Origin of the sequence: Nocardia sp. NPDC005745 (assembly GCF_040630775.1) — a bacterium.
In the GTDB taxonomy this organism is placed as follows: domain Bacteria; phylum Actinomycetota; class Actinomycetes; order Mycobacteriales; family Mycobacteriaceae; genus Nocardia.
The window spans coordinates 1-25,678 of sequence record NZ_JBEXYF010000012.1; the positions used below are offsets into that span (position 1 = coordinate 1).

Sequence of the window (25,678 nt, forward strand, 5' to 3'; positions counted from 1 at the left end):
GTGGCCCCGGCCAGCCGCATCATCACGGTGGTCGCGGCATCGGACTCGATCACCAGATCGGCCAGCACATTGCGCATCGCGGGCTGGTCGATCAGCGCGGCCCCGAACGCCTTGCGGTGCCTGGCGTGGTGCACCGCGTAGACGGCGCCCGCGCGCATGCCGGTGGCCGAGCCGATCACGCAGTCCAGCCTGGTCATGTTCACCATCTCGATGATGGTCTTGACGCCCGCGCCCTCCGCGCCGACCAGCAGGCCGACGGCGTTCTCGTATTCGATCTCCGACGAGGCGTTGGACTTGTTGCCCAGCTTGTCCTTGAGCCGCTGGATGCGGATGGGGTTGCGGGCGCCGTCCGGCAGCACCCGGGGCAGCAGGAAGCAGGACAGGCCGCCGGGAGCCTGCGCCAGGGTGAGGAACATGTCCGACATCGGCGCGGAGGTGAACCATTTGTGCCCGACGATCCGGTAGGTGCCGTCCGGCTGCGGGGTCGCGGTGGTGGTGTTGGCGCGGACGTCCGAGCCGCCCTGCTTCTCGGTCATCGACATGCCCGCGATGAGCCCGGCCTTGGCGGACGGTTCACGCAGCCCGAAGTCGTAGACGCGGGAGCCGAGCAGCGGTTCGAATCGCGCCGAGAGTTCCGGGTTGTGCCGCAAGGCGGGGACCACCGCGTAGGTCATGGAGATCGGGCACATGTGGCCCGCGTCGGCGACGCCCCAGGTGTAGAACTTCGCCGCACGCGCCGTGTGCGCGCCCGGGCGGTCGTCCAGCCACGGCGCGCCGTGCAGACCGTGCTCGACGGCGACGCGCATCAGGTCGTGCCAGTGCGGGTGGAACTCGACCTCGTCGACGCGGTTGCCGTAGCGGTCGTGGGTGCGCAGCACCGGCGGGTATTCGTTGGCCAGCCTGCCCCACTCCTGCGCCTGCGCCCCACCCGCGAGCGCGCCCAGTTCCCGCACCTCCGCTTCGGCCCAGCCCGCGCCTTCCCGGTGCAGGCCCTCGAGCAGCGCCGGATTGCGCGAGGCGTCGAAGGGCACGATGTCGGGCACCTGGTTGAAGACTTCATGCGTCTGCATCTGACACTCCTGATTCCAGCCGGGCGGCGAGCGCGCCCGGGTCGTCGCGCACGCCGAGCGCGCGGATCGCGAAAGCGGTGAGTTCGGGAACGACGGATTCGCCGTGCGGCGCGTCGGCGAGCGGGCCCACCAGCACCTCGCCGATCGCGCCGACCAACGCGGCCGCGCTGATCCTCGGGTCCTGCGGGGGCAGTTCACCTCGCGAGATACCTTCGGCCACCGCCGATTCGAAGGTCTCGGCGAAGGCGCGCCGGAAGCGCAGGCGTTCGCTGTCCACGGCGGCGTCGACCGGCTCGGCGAGCAGCACGTAGGCCAGGTTCGGGTTCTTCAGCGCGCGGCCCGCGAAGGTCTCCACCGCCGCGCTCACCCGCTCGACGGCCGTTCCGCGCGCACCCGCCTCGGCCACGGCGGCGACCTCGCGGGCGACCACTTTCCGGAACACCGCCCGCACCAAGGCGGACTTGCCGTCGAAGTTCTTGTAAACGGTGCCGGTGGCCACGCCCGCCTCGGCAGCGACCGCCGCCATGGACAGCGCGGCATAGCCGCCACGGGAGAGCACCTTGGTGGCGGCGTGCACGATCAGCCCCGCCTGGGCGTCCAGGCGGGCCTGCACGGCGGGGGTTCTGCGGTAGGCCACCCAAGAAGTGAAGCACGGATTCATTTCTTCACGCAAGGGTGCTTTTACGGCGTATGGTCGAGCGCGTGACCGTACTCGTCGAACGCAACGGCCCCGTGACCACCGTGATCCTGCACCGGCCCGAAGCGCGCAACGCGGTGGACGGGCCGACCGCCGCGGCGCTGGCCGACGCCTTCCGGGAATTCGACGCCGACCCCGAGGCGGCGGTAGCGGTGCTGTGGGGCGACGGCGGCACGTTCTGCGCGGGCGCCGACCTCAAGGCGCTCGGCACCGAGCGCTCCAACCGCGCCGCCGAGGACGGTGACGGTCCGATGGGCCCGACCCGGATGCGACTGTCCAAGCCGGTGATCGCTGCGGTCTCCGGCTTCGCGGTGGCCGGTGGCCTGGAACTCGCTCTGTGGTGCGACCTGCGGGTCGCCGAGCAGGACAGCACCTTCGGCGTCTTCTGCCGCCGCTGGGGCGTCCCGCTGATCGACGGCGGCACCGTCCGTTTGCCGCGGATCGTGGGCGCGGGCCGCGCCATGGATCTGGTGCTCACCGGACGCGCGGTCGACGCCGACGAGGCGCTGCGGATCGGATTGGTCAACCGGGTGGTGCCCACCGGCGAAGCCCGCCGCGCAGCGGAGGCCTTGGCCGCGGAACTGGCCGCGCTGCCGCAGACCTGCCTGCGCTCGGACCGGATGTCGCTGCTCGAGCAGGAGGGGATGACCGAGGAGTCGGCCCTGCGCAACGAGTTCCGCCACGGCCTGACGGCACTGGCCGGCGGCGCCTTGGACGGGGCAGCGCGGTTCGCGTCGGGCGCGGGCCGGCACGGCGCTCGCGCTTGAGCCCGATGGGCCGCCTGAGCGTCGTCGACGAGATCTTCCTGCGTAGCCACCGCGGGCTCGGCACGCCGATCGCGCTGCAAGGGCTGTGGCGGACGGCCGACCGAGTGGACCCGGCGCTGCTGGAACGGGTGCACGCGGCCCTGCGCTCGGGACCGTTGGGCCGCAGGGTGATCGGCTCGCGCGTGCCGGGCGCTCGCCGAGCATGGCGCCCGAACGTGCGCGCGTACCCGATCGACCGCGCCGAGGACGTTCTCCCGGTCGCGCGACTGCTCGACTGGGCGGACACGCAGGGCGGCGGCCTCGATCCGGAATATGGCCCCGGATGGCGGCTTTCGACCGCGACTCTGGACGACGGCGGTTCGGTCGTCTCTCTCACCTGTTCGCACGCACTGGCCGACGGGCGCGCGCTGGTGCTCGCGGTGGACGACGCGCTGGGCGGCGCTCGGGTGCGTCCGGCGGATCTGTCCGCGCGGGAATCGGATTGGGCCGACGCCCGGCGCCAGTGGTCGATCGTCCTGCGCGGCACCGCGGCTGCGCTGCGGCACGGGGTACCGCGGCAACCCGCCGTGCCGCGCCGGGACGAGCAGCCGCGCCGGGCGGGCAACGCGACGCACAGCGCGATCCTGCAATGTCCGGCCGCCGAGTGGGACCGCGTGGCGGCGCGCGACGGCGGCACGGCGAACAGTCTGTTCATCCACCTCGTCGCGACCGTGCTCCGGGACAGCGGATTTCCCGGCGACACGATCGAAGCCAGCCTGCCCGTCGACACCCGCGACGAACTCCGGGTCGACAACGACCTCGCCATGACGCGCATCGCGATCACCCGCGCCGACACCCCCGCGACGATCCGCGCACTGGCCCGTTCCGCCTACGCCCACCGCATGTCCGCACCGAGCGGCATGCCCGAAGAACTCCTCCAGGTGATTCCGGACCGCTGGGCCTACGCACTGTCCGAGGGCGCGGGCGAACGGGACATCCTGTGCTCCAACATCGGAACGCTCCCCGGCTCGCTGCTCCGACTCGGCCCGCACCGCTGCACCGGCGTCGCTGCCCGCGCCATCCATCCCGGCCTGGCCGCCGCGCGACTGCCCCGCACCCGCCTCTCGGGCTACCTCTGCCGAATCGGCGACGACTATGTGCTGAGCCTGGTCGGCCTGGACCCGGCGCGGATCGCGTCGGCCGGCGCGCTGCGTGAGCTGGCGCTGCGCGCGGCGAACCGCGCGGGCTTGCACGCCGACGCGTGGTGATTCCCGCGGGCCGACGTGCCGAGCCGCGGTCATCGCGCGGGCGCGGCCGCCGAGCCGCAGGCATATCCACGGGCGCACCCGGCTCGCGGGTCTCCTCGGCGAATTCGACGACACGCGCGATATTTCGGCGAACACCGGCGAGTTCCGGCGACCTGGTATGAAATCGGATGGTTTCGCTCGCCGGTCACCGGCGGTTCCCGCGAATGCCGACGACGACCGCGATCGGTCGGGTCGGCCGACTCGCCGTGTCGGTGTGATCACCGCCGTCGGCCACACCGCCCGATAAAGTCTGCGGCGTAGGCCGACCGGGGGCCGCGACGACCCATTTGCCGGGCAGTCCTTTTCGCGCATGAAGTTCCGATTCCATCGATACTCGACTGGAGCATGATGAACCGAAAGCATTCGCGTACTCTCGCCGCGATCGTAGCGGTGGTTGTGGCCGCCACCGGCGCTTTCGCTGTTTCCGATTCCGTGGCGGGCGCCGCGCCAGGAGAGATCAATGCCGGTGGCCTGCATCTGATCGCGTCGGCGAACGCCAACCATGTCGGGCCCGTAGGCGGTGATATCGCGCCGGGAGTTCCGTTCGTGCACGCGGTGAAGGTGTCAGGAGACTTCTCGGTATTTCTCGACGGCCCCTCGGCGCTGCGCGAGGGGGAAATCGTCGTCGGATATCTGGTGGGCTGCGCGGTCGACATCTCCAACGGCATCTCGATCGGTATCTCGCCGAGCGTCGCTGTCGACTTCGGGATCGCGCCCTCCTTCGGCCTGGAGGGCTCCCTCACCTGGGATGCGCCCTCCGTTGAGATGAACATGCCCGATCAGAAGATGATGATGCCCTCTCTGCAACTGATGGCGCCGCCGAGCGTGAGCGTCGGCGCCGCCGTCGGCATCCAGCCCAGCTTCGACATCGAGGCGGGAGTCGCCGTCGAACTCGCGGTGAATCTGGCCCCCGGTTCGGTCACGGCGGCGGTGATCGGCGCGGCGGAAATCGACGGGGAGTCCGAATTCCCTTACACCTTCGCACATACCAATACCCCGTTGAATATCAGCGGCTGCCTTTCACCGGCCTCGGCCATGCCGTTTGTCACCGTACGGGCCGATTCGAAAAAGGCAACAGCGCAAACGACAGGTTACGGCGCGGCGTTCTGGTTCTGACCGGCGCACCACACCGATCCGCCCAGCAGCGCAGTCCCAGTCGATCTGCGTGTCCGCTATCCACTGCGTCGGCATGGCGGCACTCGCCCGGGTGCGCGGCCGATGGTCACCGTCGACTGTGTCGAACGCGCCGCGTGCCCGGCGATCCGCTCGGATTCCGGCGCAGGCGAGGTCTTCCCGCGTTCGCTTGTGACGGATGCGAAAACGCGAGTGGTCGTGCGAGCTACGCGCCGGATCAGCCGGCCGCGCGCTCCAGGACATCCGAGGGAACCCGAACGCCGGGGTCGAGGTCCGCGGAGTCGACCGGGGTGTCCCAGGTCTGGCGCAGCGGGAGTACACCTGCCCACACGCCCCCGTTGTCGATGTCCGACGGGTCGTCCTTCGGGCCGCCGGCACGGATTTTCACCGAGGCCTCGGTGAGGTCTAAGGCGAGCACTTTCGTGGCGGCGAGTTCCTTCTTGCTCGGCGGCCGCACGCGAGACCACGCGCCGGGCGCCGCGTGTTCGACGATCACGCGCAGCCCGTGCAGGCGCTCGTCGTGATCGGTCACCTCGCGAGCCCGTCCGAGCACGACCGCGGAACGGTAGTTCATCGAGAAATGCATGGCCGAACGCGCGTAGACCACGCCGTCGACCAGGGTCACCGCTACCGAGATGTCGCCGGCGACGGCGGCGCGCATGTTTCCCGCGCCGGTCGAGCCGTGCAGGTAGAGCGTGTCGCCGTCGCGGCCGTAGGCGGTCGGCAGCACGACCGGCGTGCCGCCGAGCAGCACGCCGAGGTGGCAGATCAGCCCGGCGTCGAGCACCGCGTCCAAGTCGGCGCGATCGGTCCTGGCGCGGTCGGTCAACCGGGTCGGCGTGCTGCGCGGCGTGGGCGAGAGCGGCGTGCGCGGGGCGGCTGTTTCGGTCATGGACTCAGCATCGGGCCGCGAATGGCATCATTGAAGTGCCAATTCGAATGATTTTCAGCAGTCCACTTCGAGGAGCAGAACGGTGCTGGAGGACCTTCCCCTCGATCTCGACCGCGACCTGGCGCAGCCGCTGTCGGTGCAGATCGCCGAACAACTGCGCCGCGCCGCGACCGGCGGACCGCTGCGCGGCGGCGATCGGCTGCCGTCCACCCGCGCGCTGGCCGGGCGGCTCGGCGTCAGCCGGACCGTGGTCGCCGCCGCCTACGACCAATTGCATGCCGAAGGCTGGATCAGCGGCAGGCGCGGCTCCGGCACCTACCTGACGACCGCACCGGCCGCCGCGCCCGCGCGCACCGATTCCGTCCACGACCCGGACGCCGCGCCGCGGCTGTTCGATCTCGCCCCGGGAGCGCCGTGCGTCGACGCCATCGACCCGGCCGCGTGGCGACGGGCCTGGCGCGCCGCCGCGGATCACGACCCGCTCGTGCGCAAGGACCGCGCGGGCGAGCCGGAGTTCCGCACGGCGGTCACCGAGCATCTGCTGCGCCACCGCGGGATCGGCGCGGGCAGCGACACCGTACTGCTCGCCACCGCCGGGACCAGCTCCGCCGTGAGCGAATTGGCCGCGGCGCTGCTGCGACCGGGCGATGCCGTCGCCATGGAGGATCCGGGCTATCAGCGCGCCGCGGGGGCCTTCGCGGCGGCAGGCCTCGAGGTCGTCCCGGTCCCCGTGGACGCGCACGGCTTGCGCGTCGACCTGCTGCCCGCCCGGATCAAGGCGGTGTATTGCACTCCCGCGCACCAATTTCCGCTCGGTGCGCGGATGCCCGCGGCGCGGCGGGTCGAGCTCGTCGAGCACGCGCGCGCGGCCGGGATCCTCGTCATCGAAGACGATTACGACGGCGAATTGCGTTACGACACCGCGCCGCTGCCGCTGCTGGCGACCATGGCTCCCGACGTGGTCGTCCACTTGGGCACGACGAGCAAGATCCTGTCCCCCAGCCTCGGTGTCGGCTGGCTGCTCGCCACTCCGGAGATCGCCGGGGCGGTGCTCGCCCACCGGGAGCGCACCGGCACCGGTCCGAGCCCGGCGGGGCAGCGCGTACTGGTCGCCTTCGCCGCGCACGGCGATCTGGCCAGGCACCTGCGCAGGCTGCGCCGCGCGCTGCCACCGCGCCGGGCGCTGGTGGTGACCGCGTTGCGCCGCCGCGGCGTCGGCGTGCTCGGCGACGACGCGGGCTCACACGTCGTCGTGCCGGTGGAGTCGGCCGAGGCCGAGCGGCGCGTGATCGCCGAGGGGCAGGCGCGCGGCGTCGCGCTCGACGGTCTGTCCAGGTATCATCTCGGTGCCCGCCGTGATCACTTCGGCGTCGCGCTCGGTTACACGGCGCTGCCCTTGCCCCAGCTCGCCGCGGCCGTACCGATCGCCGCGGAATGCCTCACCCGGCCGTAGCATGGTCCGCATGAGCGAACAGGACATCTTGGGGCGTATCAAGGAACTGGTCGACCAGGAGCACCAGCTGCGCTCGCAGGCCACTCGCGGCGAATTGGACCCGAAGACCGAGCGCCAGCGCTTGGCCGAACTCGAAGTGATGCTCGATCAGGCCTGGGACCTGCTCCGCCATCGCCGGGCGCGGATCGAGCAGGGCGAGTCTCCCGACGGGGTCCGGCCCAATACGGTCTCGCAGGTCGAAGGCTACCTGCAGTAGGCGCGGCGATGTCGAGCACAGCGACCGACTACGACGTCATCGTGATCGGTGGCGGGCCCGCGGGTGAGAACGCCGCCGCCTACGCCGTCGCGGGCAGCGACCGCACGGCCGCCATCGTGGAGCGGGAACTCGTCGGCGGCGAATGCTCCTACTGGGCCTGCGTCCCGAGTAAAGCGCTGTTGCGGCCGGGCCATGTCCTGGCGGCCGCGCGAGCGATGCCGGGCGTCTCGGCCACCGGCCTGGACGTCGAGGCGGTGCTGCGGCGGCGCGACGCCTTCGTGCACGACCATGACGATTCCACCCAGGTCGACTGGGCCCGGAGCAACCGCATCGACGTCGTGCGCGGCACCGGCCGCCTGACCGGCGCGCGCACGGTCGAGGTCGCCGGGCGGCAGTTGCGCGCCCGGCATGCCGTGGTGCTGGCCACCGGCACCACCGCGAACGTCCCCGACGTGCCCGGCCTGCGCGCCGCGCTGCCGTGGACCTCCCGCGATGTCACCAACTTGCACGAGGTGCCGCGCCGGGTCGCCGTCGTCGGCGGTGGCGTGGTGGCCGCCGAGGCGGCCACCTGGCTGGCCGCGCTCGGCGCCGAGGTCACCCTGCTGGTGCGCGGCTCGGCGCTGCTGGCCGCGGCCGAGCCGTTCGCGCGCGATCTGGTCGCGGGGGCGCTGTCCGAGGCCGGGGTGCGGGTGCGGTTCGGCACCTCTCCCGCCGCGGTCGAGCGCCCGGCCTCGAAGGACACCGGTGAAGGGTGGATCCACGGCGGTCCTGCCACGGTCCGGTTGCGCGGTCCCGAAGGAGAGTCGGCGCTCGAGGTGGACGAGATCGTGGTTGCTGCCGGACGCGCACCCGCCACCGAGGGCCTGGGCCTGGATGCGGTGGGGCTGCCCGATGGATACGTCGCGGTGGACGACCATCTCACCGCCCGCGAGGTCGACGGCGAGTGGCTGTATGTGGTGGGCGACCTCAACCACCGCGCCGCGCTCACGCATATGGGCAAATACCAGGGTCGGGTGTGCGGCGACGTGATCGCGGCACGAGCGGAGGGCAGGCCGCTGGACGACCCGCGATTCGTCGCGAGCTCCGATCACGGCAAGGTGCCGCAGGTGGTGTTCACCGCGCCGGAGGTCGCCTCCGTCGGCTTGACCGAAGCCGCGGCCCGCGACGCCGGGCACGCGGTCGAGACCGTCGAACTGGACATCGCGGTGGCCGGATCGGCGCTGTCGCGCGACGACTACGCCGGTCACGCCAAGCTGGTGATCGACGGCGCCACCGACACGCTGCTCGGGGCCACCTTCGTCGGCCCCGAGGTGGGCGAACAACTGCACGCGGCGACGATCGCGGTGGTCGGCCGGGTGCCGCTGTCCACCCTCTGGCACGCCGTGCCCGCCTTCCCCGCGGTGAGCGAGTTCTGGTTGCGCCTGTTGGAGGCGCGGCGCCCGTAGCTACCATTTGCAGATGGTGGCAACAACGGATATCGCGACCGCCGACGGAATCGTCCGCGGCCGCCGGGGCCGCCGCGTACTGCGCTGGCGGTCCATTCCCTACGCGGCTCCTCCGATCGGGGACCTGCGATTTCGCGCTCCGCAGCCGGTCGAACCGTGGTCCGGCGTCCGGGCGGCGACGGAATTCACCTCCGCGGCGATGCAGCACCGTTCCGGGGCGCGGATCGGGCCGCGCGCCTACCAGGTGACCAGTGAGGACGCGCTGACACTGAATGTCACCGCGCCCGCGACGCGGGCGTCGAGCCCGCGTCCGGTGCTGGTCTTCATCCACGGCGGCGGCTACCTCATCGGGACCTCCGCACTCGGGCTGTATTCCGGCGCGCGGCTGGCGCTGCGCGGCGACGTGGTGGTGGTCTCGCTGAACTACCGGTTGGGCGCGTTCGGTTATGTCGACTTCAGCGAATTCGGCACCGCGGAGCATCCCTTCGACTCGAACCTCGGATTGCGTGATCAGCTCGCCGCGCTGGAGTGGGTGCGCACCAACATCGCGGCCTTCGGCGGCGACCCCGGCAACGTGACGATCTTCGGCGAATCGGCCGGCGCGCACGCCGTGCTCGGTCTGCTGGCCACCCCGGCGGCCAAGGGATTGTTCCATCGGGCCATTTCGCAGAGCCCGCCCGCCGACTGGGCGATCACTCCCGAGGAGTCCCGCGGCTTCGCGCGCCGCTGTGTCGCCGCGCTGGGCGCCACGCCGGACACCGCGCACACCATGCTGCGCACCGCGAGCGCCAACGACATCCGCCGCGCCGTCGATCGCACCATCGGTGCGGTGGTGCGGGAACAACCGGGCGCCTTTCCGGTGTGTCCGGTGGTGGACGGCGAGTTCCTGCCGCTGTCCCCGGTCGACGCGATCGCCGAGGGCTCCGCGCACCAGGTGCCGCTGATCATCGGCACGAACCGGGACGAGGGCACGCTCTTCGCGCGGTTCGCCGACGAACTGCCCACCACCGCCGACCGGCTGCGCACCGCCCTCGGGCGCGACGACGAGGCCGAATCCCGGATCGCTACGGCGTATCCCGGATATCCCCAGCCGAAAGCCGCGATCCAGGCGGGCGGCGACTACACCTTCTGGCGTCCTTCGCTGACCGTCATGGAAGGGCACAGCAGGCACGCGCCGACCTATGCCTACCGCTACGACTTCGCCCCGCGCGCCCTGCACCTGGCCGGGCTCGGCGCCACACACGCGACCGACCTCATCGCGGTCTTCGGCATCGGCGACACTCCGGTCGGCCGGGCCTTCACCGCCGCGGGCGGGCGGCGCGGACTGCGGGCGGTCACCGATCAGTTCCAGGACAACTGGCTGGCTTTCGCCCGCACCGGAGCTCCGCTGCCGTCCTGGCCCGCGTACACGGAGGCCCGCAGGTCCACGTTGATCATCGACTACCCCACGCGTGTGGAACACGACCCGGACCGGGCGAAACGACTCGCTTGGCAGGGCGTGCGGGTCCCCACGCTGACCTGAGCAGGGCCGCTACTTCAGCAGGCGCGACATCCGCCGGTCCGCGAGGATCTTGCCGCCGGTCTGGCAGGTGGGGCAGTACTGGAAGGACCGCTCGGCGTAGGAGACCTCGCGGACGGTGTCGCCGCAGACCGGGCATGGCTGCCCGGTCCTGGCGTGCACCCGCATGCCGGAACGCTTCTCGCCTTTGAGGCGGGCGGCGTCCTGGCCGACCGAGCGCCGCACCGCGTCGGTGAGCACCGCGCGCATGGCGGTGTAGAGCTCGGCCACCTTGTCGGCGGGCAGGGTCTTCGTGTTCGCGAAGGGCGAGATCCGCGCGGCGTGCAGGATCTCGTCGGAGTAGGCGTTGCCGACGCCGGCCAGCAGCGCCTGGTCCACGATCGCGGTCTTGATCCGCTGCGAGGTGCCGTGCAGGATGTCGGCGAACTGGGCCTCGGTCACCTCCAGCGCGTCGGGGCCGAGCCGGGCGATGCCGGGCACCGCCTTCGGGTCCGCCACGACGTACGCCGCGAGCCGCTTCTTCGTGCCCGCTTCGGTCAGGTCGAAGGCGGGCGTCGCTCCTTCGGGGGTGAAGAAATGTACCCGCAGCGCCAGCGGACTCTTGCCGCCCGGCTTGGGCGGCGTCGGGCTCGGTTCGTCGATCCACCGCAGCCATCCACCGCGCGACAGGTGCGTGACGAGCCACAGCCCGTCACACTCCATCCCGAGGAATTTGCCCCAGCGCCCCGCGCCGGTGACGTCGCGACCGGACAGCGCGGTGATCGGCGGCTCGAATGTCTTGACGGCGCTGAGGGCGGCCACGTCGACGCGGCCGATCACGGCGCCGACCGCATGCTCCCGGAGGAACTGAGCCAACGCCTCCACTTCCGGTAGCTCTGGCACGCGGTCCAGACTACCGAGCCCCACCGACAATCCGCCGGTTCTCGCGCGGGCGGCTCACCCGCCACGACGCAGCAGGTAGATGTCCATGATCCAGCCCTTGCGCTCGCGCAGCTCGGCGCGGCGGCGGACGATCTCGTCCCGCACCGCGGGCAGCGGTCCCTCGATCAGGGTCTCGTCCGGCATACCGAGGTAGGCGCCCCACCAGATGTGCACGTCCGCGTCCGGAATCGCGGTGAACGAGCAGTCGCCGTCCAGCATCACCAGCGCGTTCTCGGCGCCGAGGCCCTCCTCGCGCAGGCGGCGGCCGGTGGTGATGCGCACCGGTTCGCCGATGCCGTGCAGCACGACACGATGCCGCGCGGCGAGCGCCTGCGCGCTGGTGATACCGGGAATCACCTCGTAGTCGAAGCGCACCACGCCGCGGGCGAGCACCCGCTCGACCATCCGCAGCGTGCTGTCGTACAGCGCGGGATCACCCCAGACCAGGATGCCGCCGACGCCGTCGGACGCGGCGAACGCCGATTCCAGCAGCGCCGACCGGCGATCGTGCCAGTCGTCGACCACGTCCAGGTAGTCGGCGGGCGTCCGGTCGCGCGGCGGGTCGGCGATCGGGACGATCCGGTAGGTCCGGTCGGTGTGCGCGTGCAGGATCGCCGTCCGCACGTCGACCAGTTCCCGCTTCGCCTCGCCCTTACCGATCACGAAGAACGTCTCGACCTGCCGCATCGCCTTGATCGCCTGCACGGTGACCTGGTCGGGATCGCCGGCACCGATGCCGATCACGTAGAGCTTGCGCATGGGCTCGAGCTTGCCAGGCGGGCGGAGAACCCCGGTCGCCAGGCGCGGCCGAGGACGCGCCCGATCGGCTCGCCGCACGCGCGACGGCGAAGACTAGAGTTGCCGAACGTGGCTCACGACGCGCTCGATCCGGCTTCCGCCCCCGACACCCAGTACGAGGACCTGCTGCGGCTGGTACTGGCGTCCGGCTCGAAGAAGGCCGACCGCACCGGCACCGGAACGCGCAGCATCTTCGGCCACCAGTTGCGCTACGACCTCGCGGCGGGCTTCCCGCTGGTCACCACGAAGAAGGTGCACCTGAAGTCGATCGTCTACGAGTTGCTGTGGTTCCTGCGCGGCGACTCCAATGTCGGCTGGCTGCGCGACCACGGCGTCTCCATCTGGGACGAATGGGCCGACGCCGACGGCGAGCTCGGCCCGGTCTACGGCGTGCAGTGGCGGTCGTGGCCGACCCCCGACGGCACCCACATCGACCAGATCGCCCAGGTGCTGCAAACCCTGCGCACCGACCCGGACTCCCGGCGCATCATCGTCTCGGCGTGGAACGTCGCCGACCTGGGCAAGATGGCGCTGGCGCCCTGCCACGCGTTCTTCCAGTTCCACGTGGCCGACGGCAAACTGTCCTGCCAGCTCTACCAGCGCAGCGCCGACCTGTTCCTCGGCGTGCCGTTCAACATCGCCAGCTACGCGCTGCTCACCCACATGGTCGCCCAGCAGACCGAGCTGGCTCCCGGTGACTTCATCTGGACCGGCGGGGACTGCCACATCTACGACAACCACCTCGACCAGGTCACCGAGCAGCTCAGCCGTGACCCGCGCCCGTTCCCCACGCTGCGGCTGCATCCCGCCCCGACGCTGTTCGACTACCGCTACGAGGACGTGGAAGTAGTCGGCTACGACCCTCATCCGGCCATCAAGGCCCCGGTGGCGGTGTGAGCGAAAGCCGCACGATCGGGCTCATCTGGGCGCAGACCCTGGACGGGGTGATCGGGTTCCGCAACACCATTCCCTGGCGGCTGCCCGAGGACATGGCGCACTTCAAGGACGTGACCTGGGGGCATCCCGTGGTGATGGGCCGCCGGACCTGGGACTCGCTGCCACCGCGGTTCCGGCCGCTGGCCGGTCGGCGCAACATCGTGGTGACCAGGCAGCCCGACTGGTCGGCCGAAGGCGCCGAGCGCATGTCGTCGGTGCCCGAGGCGCTGGCCGCCTGCGCCCCGGACGCGGTGTGGGTCGCGGGCGGCGGTGAGATCTACCGCGCCGCGTTGGAGTTCGCGACCGACCTGCGCGTCACGGAGATCGACACCACGGTCGAGGGCGACGCTTTCGCGCCGTCCATCGGACCGGAGTGGCGGCCCGACGTCCCGGAGCCATGGCGCACCTCGGCCACCGGGCTGCGCTTCCGCATCCGGCACTACACACGGCGGCCCGCCTAGCGGAGAACCCGGCGGACGCCACGCCGCGTGCGGCCCTGAACGCCGACGTCAGGACCGGGGCCGGTGAAACCCGGCCCGCTCCGCGGCCGACTCGGGCATACTCCTCGATATGCGGCGGCCGGACGCGCGTCCGGCCGAACGCCTCGAGCCGTTGCCACCAGCCCGGCATCGGCTGTGGTGATCTGCGAAAGGCGGTCCATGGAAAAGAAATCGCTGACTGCGGTAGCGCGCCAGCAACTGAAGCTGGCGACCATCGCCACGAGCGGGCGCAGTTCCCAGACACTCTATGGCGGCCATACGCATTCCCTGCGGCAGACGGTGGTCGGCCTGAAGGCCGGGCACAGCTTGGCCGAGCACGACAATACGGGCGAAGCCACCTTGCTGGTGCTCAGCGGCACCCTGGTTCTGCTCAGCGGCGCCAACGAATGGAAAGGCTCGGAAGGCGATCTGATCGTGGTGCCCAAGGCGCGCCACAGCGTCAAGGCGATCGATGACGTCGCGTTCCTGCTGACCGTAGCGATGTAGCCACCCGTGCGGGTCCGCACCGTGGCCGGACCGGCCGGGCATTAGGGTGTCGATCATGGGTGAGCCGCAGCCGATCCTCGAACCGCTCACGCCGTCCGCGATCTTCCTGGTCGCCACGATCGACGAGGGCGGCGAAGCGGCGGTCCGCGACCTGCTCGCCGACATCACCGGCTTGCGCCGCTCGGTGGGCTTCCGCCTGCCGGGCGCGAACCTGACCTGCGTCACGTCGATCGGCTCCGACGCGTGGGACCGCCTCTTCGCCGGGCCGAAACCCGCTGAGCTGCATCCGTTCCCCGGCTACGTCGGCGCACGGCACACCGCGCCCGCGACACCGGGCGACCTGCTGTTCCACATCAAGTCCGAAGTGCAGGACGCCTGTTTCGAACTGGCCATGGCCATCGGCGACCGGCTGGCGGGCGCGGGCACGATCGTGGACGAGACCGTCGGCTTCCGCTATTTCGAGCAGCGTGACCTGCTCGGTTTCGTGGACGGCACCGAGAACCCGGAGGGCCGCGCGGCCACCGCGGCCGCGCTGGTGGGCGACGAGGACCCGCGATTCGCCGGCGGCAGCTACGTGATCGTGCAGAAGTACACCCACCCGCTGGCCGACTGGCGCGCGCTGTCGGTCGAAGAGCAGGAGCGCGTGATCGGCCGCACCAAGCTGGACGACTTCGAACTCCCCGACGAGATCAAGCCGGCCGACTCGCACGTCGAGATGAACACGCTGATCGATCCGGACGGCACCGAACGCCAGATCCTGCGCGGCAACATGCCCTTCGGCAGCGTGCGCGAGGGGGTATTCGGCACCTACTACATCGCGTACGCGGCCACGCCGAGCGTCACCGAGCACATGCTCACCCGCATGTTCCTCGGCACCGGCGAGGCCGCCTACGACCGCATCCTGGATTTCTCCGTCGCCCTCACCGGCACCTCGTTCTTCGCACCCACCGTCGATTTCCTCGACGATCTGCCACCGGCGCCACGGGAGACGGCGGAAACCGCGGCGCCGGTGGACACAGCCGGTTCGGCAGAACTGTCCGGCACCGCCGTGCCCTCGGGCGACGGCGCCCTCGGTATCGGCTCGTTGAAAAGGAGCACCCGGTCATGAACAACCTCCATCGCGAACTAGCGCCGATCACCGCCGAGGCGTGGGCGGCCATCGAGGAGGAGGCGACGCGTACCTTCAAGCGGCACATCGCGGGCCGTCGCGTCGTCGACCTTTCCGGCCCGCACGGCATCGACTACTCCGCGGTGGGCACCGGGCACACCACACCGATCGACTCACCCGGCTCCGGAGTGTTCGCCCGCCAGCGGGTGGTCGCGCCGCTGGTCGAACTGCGCGTGCCGTTCACGCTGTCGCGCGAGGAACTCGACAACGTGGAGCGCGGCGCCCAGGACGCCGACCTGGATCCGGTGAAGGACGCCGCGAAGAAGATCGCGTTCGCCGAGGACCGGGCGATCTTCGAAGGATATCCGGCCGCGCACATCACCGGCATCCGCGCGAGTGCGTCCAACGAGCCGATCACGCTGCCCAGCGACACCCGGCTGGTCCCCGAGGCGATCGCGCAAGCCTTGAGCGCGCTGCGGCTGGCGGGCGTCGACGGACCGTACTCGGTGCTGCTCAGCGCCGAGTTGTTCACGGCGGTGAGCGAGACCTCCGATCACGGCCACATGATCCGCACGCACATCGAGCGCCTGATCCCGGAAGGCGAGATCATCTGGGCGCCCGCCATCGACGGCGCGATCGTGCTCACCACCCGCGGCGGCGATTTCGATCTGCGCGTCGGGCAGGACCTGTCCGTCGGCTACTTGTCGCACGACAGCACCTCGGTCCAGCTGTACTTCCAGCAGAGCCTGACGTTCCTGGTGTACACCGCGGAGGCCGCGGTCCCGCTCACCGTCTGAGCACCGCCCGCGCATCGGCCACATCTGGGAAACCGCCAGGTGTGCGCCGGTGCGCGACGCGGTAGCGTGAGCCGGAAATGCGCCCGAGGCAGGTAGGTGAGATGACAACGGTGCGGGCAGGTGTGGTCCCGACCCAGCGCGCCGCGCTCTACAGCGTGTTCGGCATCCTGGCGACCGTCACGATCTGCGGCTCGTTCGTCGCCGCGTTCGGGGTGAACCGAGTGTTCACCGGACTGCTGGCCGGAGCCGTCGTCGGTATCGCGGTGCTGGCCGCGTTGTTCACCAGGGACGCCATCGTGCTCACCGACCACGCCATCTACCGGCGCAAGCCGTGGACGGTCTCCAGCATCTCGTGGGACCGGGTGGTGGCCGGGCGCTTCACCCTCGACGAGCGCTCCCGCTGGTCGCTGGCGTTGGATCTGTCCGGTGGCGACGAGCCGCACGGCGAGCTGGTGCTGCTGTCCATCCCTCCGGTGGTCCGCCCCGTCGCGGGCGCTTACGACCTGCGCAAACGCGATCAGGTCACGGAGATCAGGGCGATTCTGCGGCGCAAGCGCATTCCGGTGACCGTGCTCCCGCAGATCGCGGGCGCGCTCCAGGAGCACTGGCAGATCGCGCCGCCGACCCATTGAGACGCGACGGCCGAGCGCGCGTGCGGTGCGGCCGAACCGCCGACGCCCGATCGCCGAGCCCGCGGTTGCGGGATCCCGAGCGGACGGGAGATGCGATGGCACAGCGCAGACGCGGACGCCGTACCGCCGACCCGGAGAAGCGATAGCCCAGTGCAGACGCGGACGCAGTACGGCCGACCAACCAGCTCGAGCGCGACGGCCGAGCAGCGGAGCGCGCCGATGCGGGACGCCGTGCGCGGGTTTCGGTTACGTTGACAGGCGTGTCCATGCCGAAGGGCGCCAACGTGCCCGTGCCGAGTTCCGCCGTCCGGATCGAAGTGGGCTGGGCGGCCGGGGCGGACGCCGACGCCTCCGCACTGCTCGTGGTATCCGGAAAGGTGCGATCCGACCGCGATTTCGTCTTCTACAACCAGCCCACGCACCCTTCCGGGGCCGTACGCCACGAGGGCAAGCGGTCGGGATCGATCGTGCTGGACGTGCTGGCCGCGGACTTGGCGCGGGTCGAGCCGCAGGTCGACGGCATCGTGATCGCGGCATCTACCGACGGCGACGCCGTCGGGCAGCTCGAGGGACTGTTCGTGCGGGTCGTGGACGCGGACAGCGAAGCGGAGCTGGCCCGCTTCGACAGCATCGGCGCGACGAGCGAGACCGCGGTGGTACTCGGTGAGCTGTACCGGCGCGACGGGGGCTGGAAGTTCCGCGCGGTGGGCCAGGGGTACATCTCCGGTCTGGCCGGACTCGCCGCCGACTACGGGATCTCCGTGGACGAGGCGCCCGCCCCGCCGCACGAATACACGCCTCCGCCACCGCCATCCGCGCCGTCACACGAGTTCACGCCGCCACCGCCACCGTCCGGGGCGGTACCGCCGGAGCCTGGTCGGCTCGTGGCGCATCCGCCCGGATCCGGCTCTACCGAACCGAATCAGGTCACGCCGCCCGCGCCGAACCCGTCGACTCCGCCCTCGGTGCCGCGACCGAGTGAACCGGTCGTGCCGGACCCGGGGGCGGCCGGACTCAGCCGATTCGCCGAGCCGCCTTCCGCGCCGATGCCCTTCGAAGCCGGTCATTCCGGCGCGTCGACCTGGCGAAGCCCTACCGCACCGCCGCCCGGTCAGCACATCACGCCGGGTGGGCACCCGGCTCCCTCCGACCAGCCTGCACCTCTGCGGTACCCCACACAGCCGAGCGACTACACGTCGCCGGGCGACCCGACGCCACCGCCGGACGGGTACCCGCCCTACGGCCGGAACCCGACCGCAGCAACTCATTTCAACCGGTATCCGGCCTCGGGACGCCATACGTCGCCGCCCGGGCACTACCCACCGGGCCGGTACGCCCCGGCACCAGCCGGGCAGTCGGGGCACAGCGCTCCTGCATGGGCCTCAGGGGGACAGTCTTTCGGCAAGCTCTCGCTGACGAAGGACTTTCCCTCTGTGTCGCTGACCGCGCACGGCGCGACCGCGGGCATCATGCGGGTCAACCTGAATTGGGCCTCGCCGCAGGGCGCGAGCGGCGCGGTGGATCTGGATCTGTGCTGCTTCTGGGAACTGGTCGATGGGCGCAAGGGCGACATCCGTTCGGTCGGCGATTCGGGGTCGCTGGAGCGGCCGCCGTTCATCCGGTTGGACGCGGACGACCGGTCCGGGGCGAGCGCGGCCGGGGAGAACCTGGAGATCGATCTCGGTCGCGGAGCCGAGTTCCGTCGAATCCTGCTCTTCGCCACCCTTTACGACGGCGCGGCCGACTTCCGCGGTATCGGGGCTACCGCGACGCTGTACCCGGCGGCCGCGCCGCCGATCGAGTTGAGCGTCGATGGTTGCACGGACGGCTCCCGGGACGTGGTGCTGGCGCTCATCGAGAACACCGGCACGGAGCTGGTGGTGCGCAGGGAGGGCCGCTTCGTTCCGCCGCCGCCGAACCGTCCGCGCTGGGGTGTGACCGAGGTCGACAAGGCGTACGCCTGGGGACTGGACTGGGTGCGGGGCACCGGGAAGTCCTGAGAATCAGTCAGCGGGCGCCGCGAGCCGGTCCAGCAGCACGACCGCCTTGGCCCGTATCGCGTCGAGATCGCCGGACCAGCCGAGTGTGCGCAGCACCGCCCCCGGGATGGTCCGCTCCGCGTACCTGGGCGCGGCGCCCTCGTCGGAGCGCATGCCGATCACCGTCTCCACCAACCGGAACGGCAGCGACTCGGTGCCCGGCGCGCTCGGCGCAGCGCACTCGGACAGCACCTGACCGGCGAAAGCCTCATAGTGGCCGCGCAATTCGTCGCGGCGCAGGCGGAACGCGGCGAAGCGCTCGGTGCGCAACTCCGGAAGCAGGTACAGCGCACCCAGGTTCCAGCGCGAGGCGCACAGTTGCCGCACATCGAACAGCGCCAGCGCGTACAGCCGGACCGGCACCGGCTCTGGCGCCGCGCGCAGCCGCTCGGCCAATTCGATCGGCGCCGCGACGGTTGCGGCGAGCAACGCGTCGAGGATGTCGTCCTTGGCCGCGAAATGGTGGTACAGCGAAGCCTGGCGGATGCCGACCGCGTCGGCGATCGCGCGGGTGGAGGTGTTGGCATAACCGTTGGTGGTGAACAGTTCGCCTGCGGCGTCGAGGATCTCGGCGCGCGGCGTCGATCCGCGTCGGCGCCGCTGTTCGACGCGCGGACGTCCGGGACCGAGGTTTGCCACCGGCCCATTCTGGCAGGTCGGCGCGGGGACGCTCCGGTGCGGGCCGGGGTACGCACGAGCCGGGAACAGCGCCCGGTGCGTTTTCTGTCACTTGATAGAAATAACGGCAACCCAGAAGTTACCGGGGGTCGCCGAAGCGATACACACAGGTCACCGAAAGCGCGATCGCGGCCGCAAAACTGTCGTCTGATAGTTATTGGCCGCTCGCCGAAGGACCGCCCATGGCCACCACGCTCGCCCCGCCCCCACCCCCCGATCTCACCGGTGACGGCGCCGACCTCGCCCGGTTCGGCTACCAGCCCGTCCTGCACCGCAAACTCGGGCGCTACGCCTCGTTCGCGGCAGGTTTCTCCTTCGTCTCGATCCTGACTACGATCTTCCAGTTCTTCGGCTTCGGCTATTCGTTCGGCGGAGCCGCCTTCTTCTGGACCTGGCCGATCGTGTTCGCCGGACAGTTCCTCGTCGCGCTCAACTTCGCCGAACTGGCCGCGCGCTACCCGATCTCGGGGTGTATCTACCAATGGTCCCGACGGCTCGGCGGCGAACTCGTCGGCTGGTTCGCGGGCTGGATGATGATCATCGCGCAGATCGTCACCGCCGCGGCGGCGGCGATCGCCCTACAGGTGGTGCTGCCATCGATCTGGAGCGGATTCCAGCTCGTCGGCACCGACACCGCGCTCACCTCGCCGTCCGGCGCGACCAATGCCGTACTGCTGGGCAGCATCCTGCTCGTGGTGACCACGCTGATCAACGTTCTCGGCATCGACCTGATGGCCCGGATCAATTCGATCGGCGTCACCGTCGAGATCGTCGGCGTCCTCGCGATCATCGCGCTGTTCTTCACCACCGCCGAGCGCGGACCGGGTGTGGTGCTGCACACCGATCAAGCCGCGCCGGGTCCCTACTGGGCTGCCTTCCTGGTGTCCGGGCTCATGGCGGCTTATGTCATGGTCGGGTTCGATTCCGCGGGAGAGCTCTCCGAGGAGACCAAGAACCCGCGCCGGGTCGCGCCGCGCACCATCCTTACCGCGCTGTCGGTCTCGGCGCTGGGCGGCGGGCTGATGCTGCTGGGCGCGCTGATGGCCGCACCGAGCCTGTCCGACGGCGCGCTGTCCTCCGAGGGCCTTGCCTATGTGCTCACCGCCAAGCTGGACAGCCCGGCGGGCAAGGTGCTGCTGGGCTGCGTGGCGGTCGCGATCACCGTGTGCACCCTGGCGATTCAGACCGCGGGCTCGCGGCTGATGTTCTCCATGGCGCGGGACGGGAAGCTGCCGTTCGCCACGAAGCTCGCCGCGGTGCACCCGCGGTACGGCACGCCGGTGCTGCCCGCCGTCGTGATCGGCGCGCTCGGCATCGGCCTGCTGGCGCTCAATCTCGGCAACGCCGCGATCTTCGCGACGCTGGCGAGCGTCTGCATCGTCACGCTGTATCTGGCCTACCTGCTGGTGACGGTGCCGTTGCTGATCCGCCGGTGGACCGGGCTGCCCGACGCGGGTACCGACGCTCGACTGTTCGGCCTGGGCCGGTTCGGTATTCCGATCAACGCGCTCGCGGTGGTCTGGGGCATCGCGATGGTCGTGAATCTCGCCTGGCCTCGCGCGGAGGTCTACGCCCCGGACGGCGGCGGCTGGTGGATGCTCTGGGCCGCACCGCTTTTCGTGCTGCTGGTGCTCGCCGTCGGCGTGTTGACGCATCGCTTCGTGGTCGGTTGGTCGCGCGGTCTCGCGAGCGCCGAGCCCGCGCCGCAACCGGCCTGAACGCCCCGATGCGGCGGTGCACTGCCGGGCACCGCCGCAACCCGGTCGCCGTTTCGAACAACCGATCTCCGAGAGGAATTCATCGTGACAACCACTGCGGACACCTCCGGCGCGCGAGCGCACGCACGGGCGCAGGCCGCGGCGGCGACGATCGCGAAGCCCGCGCTGCCCGCGGGCGTCTCCGCCGACGAACTCACCTTCGCGCAGCGAATTCCGCCGGGCGGCTACACGAACATCGCCCTCGGGCGTGGCACCCGCGTGCGCCTGTCCGATCCGGACGGCGCGGCCTGCGCGCACCTGCTGCTGGTGCGCACCGACGCGCCGTGGGAGCGCCTGAACGTCGCCGACACGGTCAAGGTGCCGTGGCAGGCGTATCTGGGCGGCGGTCACCCGCTGCTGTCGGACCAGGGCCGCGTGCTGGCGACCGTGCTCGACGACACCTCCGGCCACCACGACGCACTCTGCGGGCCGACCGCGGAAGCGCGCCATCTGCTGCGACTCGCGGGCGCCAAACACGGGCTGGCGCCCCGCGACATCGGGCCGACGGTCACGTTCTTCCGCGGCGTGCGGGTGGAGCACGACGGCGCGCTCACCGCCACCGGCAGTGCGGGCGCGGGCTCCTCCGTCGATCTGCTCACGCACCTGCCGGTCACCGTGCTGGTGGCCAACTCCGCGCACCCGCTGGACGACCGGCCCGCGACGGACCTCGACTTCGTCGCCTGGGCCGCGCCGGAAGACCTCGCCACACCCGTCAACGACGACCCGGAATACCGACGGGCGGTGCAGAACACCGAACAAGCCTGGACGGCCGGCCTGACCCTGGAGGCAACCGCATGACCACGGCCCGCGTCATCGTGCTCGACGAGACCGTCCCCGCCCGCGCGCCGTGGTCGGCCGTGGTCCACGCGGGCGAGCACCTGGAGATCATCGATCTGCACGGCAACCAGGCGGTGGACTGCTTGCTGTACTCGGCGGCCGATCACGCCGACCGCTACAGCGCGCAGGCCACGGTCGCCGCCCAGCGCAATATCTTCCTCACCACCGGCAGCGCACTGCGCACCGACGCGGGCACCACGCTGATGACCGTCGTGGCCGACGACGTCGGCAACCACGACACCATCGCGGGCGCCTGCTCACAGGAATCGAACACGCTGCGCTACGGCAGGCACACCCGCCACCAGCACGCTTGCGTGGAGAACTTCCTCACCGAGGCCTTGCGCTGGGGGCTGGGCAAACGCGACCTGGTGTCGAACATCAACTGGTTCATGAACGTTCCGGTCGAGGCGGACGGCACGCTGGGCATCGTGGACGGACTGTCCGCGCCGGGCAAGCGGGTCACGCTGCGCGCCGAGATCGACACGCTGGTGCTGGTGTCGAATTGCCCGCAGATCAACAACCCCTGCAACGGGTTCGACCCGACTCCGGTGCGCATGGTGGTGTCGCGATGACCCTCACCGAGCTACCGGTGGCCGGGTCGGCGCAGGCAGAGACGCCGCGACCCGGCATGGACGTGGTTCGCCCCGGCATGCTCACCACCGTGCAGGACTGGCCGGGCCGGATCGGGTACTGGCACGTCGGCGTGCCGCCGTCGGGGCCGATGGACGATCTGTCCTTCCGGCTGGGGAACCGAGCACTCGGTAACGACGAGGGCACCGCCGGACTGGAATGCACCCTCGGCGGCCCCGCGCTGCGGTTCGGCGCACCGGCCTGGGTCTGCGTCACCGGCGCCCCGGCGGAGGTGACCGTGGACGGCGTCGCCGTGCCGCAGTGGCGGACGGTACGGGTGCCCGCGGGCGGCGTACTGGACGTCGGCGCGGTGCGTGGGCCGGGCATGCGCTGCTACGTGCTGATCGCGGGAGGCATCGACGTGCCCGAATACCTCGGCAGCGCGGCCACGTTCACGCTCGGCCGCTTCGGCGGCGGCACCGGCGGCGCGTTGCGCGCCGGTGACTCGCTGCCACTGGGCGCGCACCACGGCCGGGTCACGGCGGGCGTGGCGATGGACGAACAACCCGTGCTCACCCGGCGCTGGGAACTCGCGGTCACCGAGGGCCCGCACGGTGCGCCGGAGTTCTTCACCCGTACGGACTTCGAGACCGTCGTCGGCACCGACTACGAAGTGCACTTCAACTCCGACCGCACCGGCGTCCGGCTGCTCGGGCCGAAGCCGGAATGGGCCCGCACCGACGGCGGCGAGGCGGGACTGCATCCGTCGAACATCCACGACACCCCGTATTCGGTCGGCGCGCTGGACTTCACGGGCGACACTCCCATCCTGTTGGGTCCGGACGGTCCGAGTCTCGGCGGTTTCGTCTGCCCGGTCACCGTCGTGGCGGCCGACCGCTGGAAGCTGGGTCAGCTGTCGCCCGGCGACAGCGTGCGGTTCGTGCCGGTGCGCGGTGACCACGCCGCCCCCATCCGTGAACTCGGGCGCGCGCGCCGGGCCGCGTGGCCCACCGTGCTGTCGGCGGGCGGCGACGGCGACGACGGGGTGTTGCGCCGCGCCGAGGTCGACGACGAGACCGCGGTGACCTACCGCCGCGCGGGTGACGACGGCGTGCTCGTCGAATACGGCGCCATGGCCTTGGATCTCGGCCTGCGCGCCCGCGTGCACGCCCTGCACCAGCACCTGCTCGCCGCCGGGGTGCGCGGCGTGACCGAGTTGACCCCCGGCATCCGCTCGTTGCAGATCCGGGTCGATCCACACGTCCTGTCCGTGCCCGCGCTGCTCGGCCTGCTCGCCGAGACAGAAGCGCGCCTGCCCGCCGCCGACCAGCTGGTCGTGCCGAGCCGGGTCGTCCATCTGCCGCTGTCCTGGGACGATCCGTCCACGCGCGAGGCGATCACCCGCTACATGCACGGCGTGCGCTCCGACGCGCCCTGGTGTCCGTGGAACATCGAGTTCATTCGCCGCATGAACGGCCTTGCTTCCGTCTCCGACGTCTACGACACCGTGTTCGGGGCCGAGTACCTGGTGCTCGGCCTCGGCGACGTCTACCTCGGCGCACCGGTCGCCACACCCACCGATCCCCGGCACCGGCTGATCACCACGAAATACAATCCCGCCCGTACCTGGACGCCGGAGAACGCGGTCGGCATCGGCGGCGCCTACCTGTGCGTCTACGGAATGGAGGGGCCGGGCGGCTATCAGTTCGTCGGACGCACCACGCAGGTGTGGAATCACCGGTCCGGCGCGGCGCCCGCGGTTTCCCCTGGCGCGGACCGCACCGCGTCAGGAGACGAAACTCCCTGGCTGTTGCACTATTTCGATCGCATTCGCTGGTATCCGGTCGAAGCGGAAGAACTCCTCGATCTGCGCGCCGATTTCGCCGCGGGCAATGCGCGGGTGCGCGCCGAGGACGGCGAGTTCCGTCTCGCGGACTACCGGGCGTTCCTGGCCGGGAACGCAGCGTCCATCGAGGAATTCCGCGCGAAGCAGGCGGAAGCCTTCACCGCCGAACGGACCTCCTGGCGCTCGACGGGAGAGTTGACGGATTCAGGACAGAAGCTGCCCTAGCTGTGGGGCAGACTTCTCCCCATGTTGGAAACGTCGGCCCGCCTGCTGCGTCTGCTGTCGCTGCTGCAATCCCCCCGCGACTGGACCGGCGCCGAACTGGCCGAACGACTCGACGTGGACGTGCGCACCGTCCGCCGGGATATCGACAAGCTCCGCACACTGGGCTACCCGGTGGACGCGACGCCCGGGGTGGCGGGTTACCGGCTCGGCGCGGGCGCGAAGCTGCCGCCGCTGCTGCTGGACGACGACGAGGCGGTGGCCGTGGCACTCGGCCTGCGCACCGCGGCGGGCGGCACCATCGCGGGCATCGAGGACAGTTCGCTGCGCGCCCTCGCCAAGCTCGAGCAGGTGCTGCCCGCACGGCTGCGCTACCGCGTGAGCATGCTCCAAGCGGCGACGGTCACCGTGCCCGCGGGCGGCCCGACGGTCGACCCGGATGTTCTCACCGCCGTCGCGGCCGCCATCCGCGACAACCACCGCCTGCGCTTCGACTACCGCACCCACGACGGCGCCACGTCCGTGCGCGCCACCGAGCCGCATCGCCTGGTCCACACGGGCAGGCGGTGGTATCTCGTCGGCTGGGACGTCGATCGCGCGGATTGGCGCACCTACCGCGTGGACCGCCTGCTCCCCCGCATTCCGACCGGCCCCCGCTTCATCCCGCGCGAGGCGCCCGACGCCGACCTGACCGGTTACCTCTCCCGTGGCGTCACGACCGCGCCGTACCGCTACGCCGCCCGCATCACCCTGCGGGTCGCGGCGGAAGTGGCCGCCGAGCGAATCGCCCCGACGGTGGGAGTGATCGAGGCGGTGGACGCCGAAAGCTGCGTGCTCCGCACCGGGTCCGATTCGCTGGACGAACTCGCGATCTACGTCGCGGGCTTCGGCTTTCCCTTCCGGGTGCACGAACCGCCGGAACTCGTCACCCACCTGCGCGAACTCGCCGCCCGCCTCGGCGCGGCGGCCGGCTGACGCGGTTCAGGCCGGGACGGCTTCGATCTCGCAGACCGCGCCTGGCACCGCGAAGCC

Annotated in this window: 25 protein-coding genes; 19 read left to right on the forward strand and 6 right to left on the reverse strand. The window is 71.0% G+C overall.

Annotation, left to right across the window (positions count from 1 at the left end):
• Positions 1 to 1,070 (reverse strand): acyl-CoA dehydrogenase family protein (locus ABZ420_RS14900; protein ID WP_357122146.1); only part of this gene is annotated, 1,070 nt, incomplete at its 3' end.
• A complete protein-coding gene (locus ABZ420_RS14905; RefSeq protein WP_357122149.1) occupies positions 1,057 to 1,707 on the reverse strand; it encodes a TetR family transcriptional regulator in 651 nt (216 codons plus the stop codon). The genes ABZ420_RS14900 and ABZ420_RS14905, both read right to left, overlap by 14 nt.
• Positions 1,708 to 1,772: 65 nt before the next feature.
• Between ABZ420_RS14905 and ABZ420_RS14910 the strand changes: the two genes are divergently transcribed.
• The 3 genes from ABZ420_RS14910 to ABZ420_RS14920 all read left to right on the forward strand — a co-directional run bounded on the left by ABZ420_RS14910 (position 1,773) and on the right by ABZ420_RS14920 (position 4,936).
• Positions 1,773 to 2,534 (forward strand): crotonase/enoyl-CoA hydratase family protein, encoded by a 762-nt coding sequence (locus ABZ420_RS14910; protein ID WP_357122152.1) that lies wholly within the window; start codon positions 1,773 to 1,775, stop codon positions 2,532 to 2,534.
• 5 nt (positions 2,535 to 2,539) lie between these two features.
• Positions 2,540 to 3,781 carry a hypothetical protein gene (locus ABZ420_RS14915; RefSeq protein ID WP_357122430.1) on the forward strand — a complete coding sequence of 414 codons (1,242 nt, stop codon included), beginning with the start codon at positions 2,540 to 2,542 and terminating at the stop codon, positions 3,779 to 3,781.
• A gap of 435 nt (positions 3,782 to 4,216) precedes the next feature.
• Complete coding sequence (locus ABZ420_RS14920) at positions 4,217 to 4,936, forward strand: MspA family porin (RefSeq protein ID WP_357122155.1); 720 nt, start codon at positions 4,217 to 4,219, stop codon at positions 4,934 to 4,936.
• A gap of 235 nt (positions 4,937 to 5,171) precedes the next feature.
• On the opposite strand, the gene ABZ420_RS14925 is transcribed toward ABZ420_RS14920, so the two are convergent.
• Entirely contained in the window at positions 5,172 to 5,846 is a 675-nt protein-coding gene (locus ABZ420_RS14925) for a pyridoxamine 5'-phosphate oxidase family protein (RefSeq protein WP_357122158.1), read from the reverse strand.
• A gap of 82 nt (positions 5,847 to 5,928) precedes the next feature.
• Here ABZ420_RS14925 and ABZ420_RS14930 point away from each other — a divergent pair, with 82 nt between their 5' ends.
• From ABZ420_RS14930 to ABZ420_RS14945, 4 genes are read left to right on the forward strand one after another with little or no spacing between them, the layout of a single operon-like run.
• Positions 5,929 to 7,299, forward strand: coding sequence for a PLP-dependent aminotransferase family protein (locus ABZ420_RS14930; RefSeq protein ID WP_357122161.1), 1,371 nt, complete (start codon positions 5,929 to 5,931; stop codon positions 7,297 to 7,299).
• A gap of 10 nt (positions 7,300 to 7,309) precedes the next feature.
• A complete protein-coding gene (locus ABZ420_RS14935; RefSeq protein WP_063052940.1) occupies positions 7,310 to 7,555 on the forward strand; it encodes a DUF2630 family protein in 246 nt (81 codons plus the stop codon).
• 8 nt (positions 7,556 to 7,563) lie between these two features.
• Positions 7,564 to 9,000, forward strand: coding sequence for an NAD(P)/FAD-dependent oxidoreductase (locus ABZ420_RS14940; RefSeq protein ID WP_357122164.1), 1,437 nt, complete (start codon positions 7,564 to 7,566; stop codon positions 8,998 to 9,000).
• 13 nt (positions 9,001 to 9,013) lie between these two features.
• Positions 9,014 to 10,522 (forward strand): carboxylesterase/lipase family protein, encoded by a 1,509-nt coding sequence (locus ABZ420_RS14945; RefSeq protein WP_357122167.1) that lies wholly within the window; start codon positions 9,014 to 9,016, stop codon positions 10,520 to 10,522.
• Between the two features lie 9 nt (positions 10,523 to 10,531).
• On the opposite strand, the gene ABZ420_RS14950 is transcribed toward ABZ420_RS14945, so the two are convergent.
• Both ABZ420_RS14950 and cobF read right to left on the reverse strand, forming a co-directional pair.
• Positions 10,532 to 11,401, reverse strand: coding sequence for a DNA-formamidopyrimidine glycosylase family protein (locus tag ABZ420_RS14950; protein WP_063052939.1), 870 nt, complete (start codon positions 11,399 to 11,401; stop codon positions 10,532 to 10,534).
• Positions 11,402 to 11,455: 54 nt separating this feature from the next.
• Complete coding sequence (cobF, locus tag ABZ420_RS14955; RefSeq protein WP_357122170.1) at positions 11,456 to 12,199, reverse strand: precorrin-6A synthase (deacetylating); 744 nt, start codon at positions 12,197 to 12,199, stop codon at positions 11,456 to 11,458.
• A 108-nt stretch (positions 12,200 to 12,307) separates the two neighbouring features.
• On the opposite strand from cobF, the gene ABZ420_RS14960 reads away from it, so the two are divergent.
• The 7 genes from ABZ420_RS14960 (at position 12,308) to ABZ420_RS14990 (ending at position 18,697) form a co-directional block, all read left to right on the forward strand.
• On the forward strand, positions 12,308 to 13,135 hold the full coding sequence (locus ABZ420_RS14960; protein WP_357122173.1) for a thymidylate synthase: 828 nt from the start codon (positions 12,308 to 12,310) through the stop codon (positions 13,133 to 13,135).
• Positions 13,132 to 13,635, forward strand: coding sequence for a dihydrofolate reductase (locus ABZ420_RS14965; protein WP_357122176.1), 504 nt, complete (start codon positions 13,132 to 13,134; stop codon positions 13,633 to 13,635). The genes ABZ420_RS14960 and ABZ420_RS14965 overlap by 4 nt, the downstream gene beginning before the upstream one ends.
• Positions 13,636 to 13,833: 198 nt before the next feature.
• The gene (locus ABZ420_RS14970; protein WP_040869925.1) at positions 13,834 to 14,160 is read left to right on the forward strand and encodes a cupin domain-containing protein; all 327 of its coding nucleotides are present in this window, start codon (positions 13,834 to 13,836) and stop codon (positions 14,158 to 14,160) included.
• A gap of 55 nt (positions 14,161 to 14,215) precedes the next feature.
• Entirely contained in the window at positions 14,216 to 15,268 is a 1,053-nt protein-coding gene (locus ABZ420_RS14975; protein ID WP_357122179.1) for a Dyp-type peroxidase, read from the forward strand.
• Positions 15,265 to 16,065, forward strand: a complete 801-nt coding sequence (locus tag ABZ420_RS14980) for a family 1 encapsulin nanocompartment shell protein (protein WP_357122182.1) — start codon at positions 15,265 to 15,267, stop codon at positions 16,063 to 16,065. Before ABZ420_RS14975 ends, ABZ420_RS14980 begins: the two co-directional genes overlap by 4 nt.
• 101 nt (positions 16,066 to 16,166) lie before the next feature.
• Complete coding sequence (locus ABZ420_RS14985; protein ID WP_040869942.1) at positions 16,167 to 16,697, forward strand: hypothetical protein; 531 nt, start codon at positions 16,167 to 16,169, stop codon at positions 16,695 to 16,697.
• A gap of 266 nt (positions 16,698 to 16,963) precedes the next feature.
• Positions 16,964 to 18,697 (forward strand): TerD family protein, encoded by a 1,734-nt coding sequence (locus ABZ420_RS14990; protein ID WP_357122433.1) that lies wholly within the window; start codon positions 16,964 to 16,966, stop codon positions 18,695 to 18,697.
• 3 nt (positions 18,698 to 18,700) lie between these two features.
• Here ABZ420_RS14990 and ABZ420_RS14995 read toward each other — a convergent pair whose 3' ends face one another.
• Entirely contained in the window at positions 18,701 to 19,375 is a 675-nt protein-coding gene (locus tag ABZ420_RS14995; protein ID WP_357122185.1) for a helix-turn-helix domain-containing protein, read from the reverse strand.
• A 221-nt stretch (positions 19,376 to 19,596) separates the two neighbouring features.
• On the opposite strand from ABZ420_RS14995, the gene ABZ420_RS15000 reads away from it, so the two are divergent.
• The 5 genes from ABZ420_RS15000 (at position 19,597) to ABZ420_RS15020 (ending at position 25,621) form a co-directional block, all read left to right on the forward strand.
• Positions 19,597 to 21,132 carry an amino acid permease gene (locus ABZ420_RS15000; protein ID WP_357122188.1) on the forward strand — a complete coding sequence of 512 codons (1,536 nt, stop codon included), beginning with the start codon at positions 19,597 to 19,599 and terminating at the stop codon, positions 21,130 to 21,132.
• An 84-nt stretch (positions 21,133 to 21,216) separates the two neighbouring features.
• Positions 21,217 to 21,969: a DUF1989 domain-containing protein gene (locus ABZ420_RS15005; RefSeq protein WP_357122191.1), complete on the forward strand. Its 753-nt coding sequence runs from the start codon at positions 21,217 to 21,219 to the stop codon at positions 21,967 to 21,969.
• Positions 21,966 to 22,580: an urea amidolyase associated protein UAAP2 gene (locus ABZ420_RS15010; protein ID WP_357122194.1), complete on the forward strand. Its 615-nt coding sequence runs from the start codon at positions 21,966 to 21,968 to the stop codon at positions 22,578 to 22,580. The genes ABZ420_RS15005 and ABZ420_RS15010 overlap by 4 nt, the downstream gene beginning before the upstream one ends.
• Before the next feature lie 56 nt (positions 22,581 to 22,636).
• Positions 22,637 to 24,649 (forward strand): 5-oxoprolinase/urea amidolyase family protein, encoded by a 2,013-nt coding sequence (locus ABZ420_RS15015; protein ID WP_357122436.1) that lies wholly within the window; start codon positions 22,637 to 22,639, stop codon positions 24,647 to 24,649.
• A 21-nt stretch (positions 24,650 to 24,670) separates the two neighbouring features.
• Complete coding sequence (locus ABZ420_RS15020) at positions 24,671 to 25,621, forward strand: YafY family protein (RefSeq protein WP_357122197.1); 951 nt, start codon at positions 24,671 to 24,673, stop codon at positions 25,619 to 25,621.
• Positions 25,622 to 25,678 lie beyond the last annotated feature (57 nt).

Coding starts and splice junctions, on each gene's coding strand:
- ABZ420_RS14915 (WP_357122430.1), top strand. CDS start 2,540: ATGGGCCGCCTGAGCGTCGTCGACGAGATCTTCCTGCGTAGCCACCGC.
- ABZ420_RS14925 (WP_357122158.1), bottom strand. CDS start 5,846: ATGACCGAAACAGCCGCCCCGCGCACGCCGCTCTCGCCCACGCCGCGC.
- ABZ420_RS14935 (WP_063052940.1), top strand. CDS start 7,310: ATGAGCGAACAGGACATCTTGGGGCGTATCAAGGAACTGGTCGACCAG.
- ABZ420_RS14940 (WP_357122164.1), top strand. CDS start 7,564: ATGTCGAGCACAGCGACCGACTACGACGTCATCGTGATCGGTGGCGGG.
- ABZ420_RS14945 (WP_357122167.1), top strand. CDS start 9,014: ATGGTGGCAACAACGGATATCGCGACCGCCGACGGAATCGTCCGCGGC.
- cobF (WP_357122170.1), bottom strand. CDS start 12,199: ATGCGCAAGCTCTACGTGATCGGCATCGGTGCCGGCGATCCCGACCAG.
- ABZ420_RS14970 (WP_040869925.1), top strand. CDS start 13,834: ATGGAAAAGAAATCGCTGACTGCGGTAGCGCGCCAGCAACTGAAGCTG.
- ABZ420_RS14975 (WP_357122179.1), top strand. CDS start 14,216: ATGGGTGAGCCGCAGCCGATCCTCGAACCGCTCACGCCGTCCGCGATC.
- ABZ420_RS14980 (WP_357122182.1), top strand. CDS start 15,265: ATGAACAACCTCCATCGCGAACTAGCGCCGATCACCGCCGAGGCGTGG.
- ABZ420_RS14985 (WP_040869942.1), top strand. CDS start 16,167: ATGACAACGGTGCGGGCAGGTGTGGTCCCGACCCAGCGCGCCGCGCTC.
- ABZ420_RS14990 (WP_357122433.1), top strand. CDS start 16,964: ATGCCGAAGGGCGCCAACGTGCCCGTGCCGAGTTCCGCCGTCCGGATC.
- ABZ420_RS15000 (WP_357122188.1), top strand. CDS start 19,597: ATGGCCACCACGCTCGCCCCGCCCCCACCCCCCGATCTCACCGGTGAC.
- ABZ420_RS15010 (WP_357122194.1), top strand. CDS start 21,966: ATGACCACGGCCCGCGTCATCGTGCTCGACGAGACCGTCCCCGCCCGC.
- ABZ420_RS15015 (WP_357122436.1), top strand. CDS start 22,637: ATGGACGTGGTTCGCCCCGGCATGCTCACCACCGTGCAGGACTGGCCG.
- ABZ420_RS15020 (WP_357122197.1), top strand. CDS start 24,671: ATGTTGGAAACGTCGGCCCGCCTGCTGCGTCTGCTGTCGCTGCTGCAA.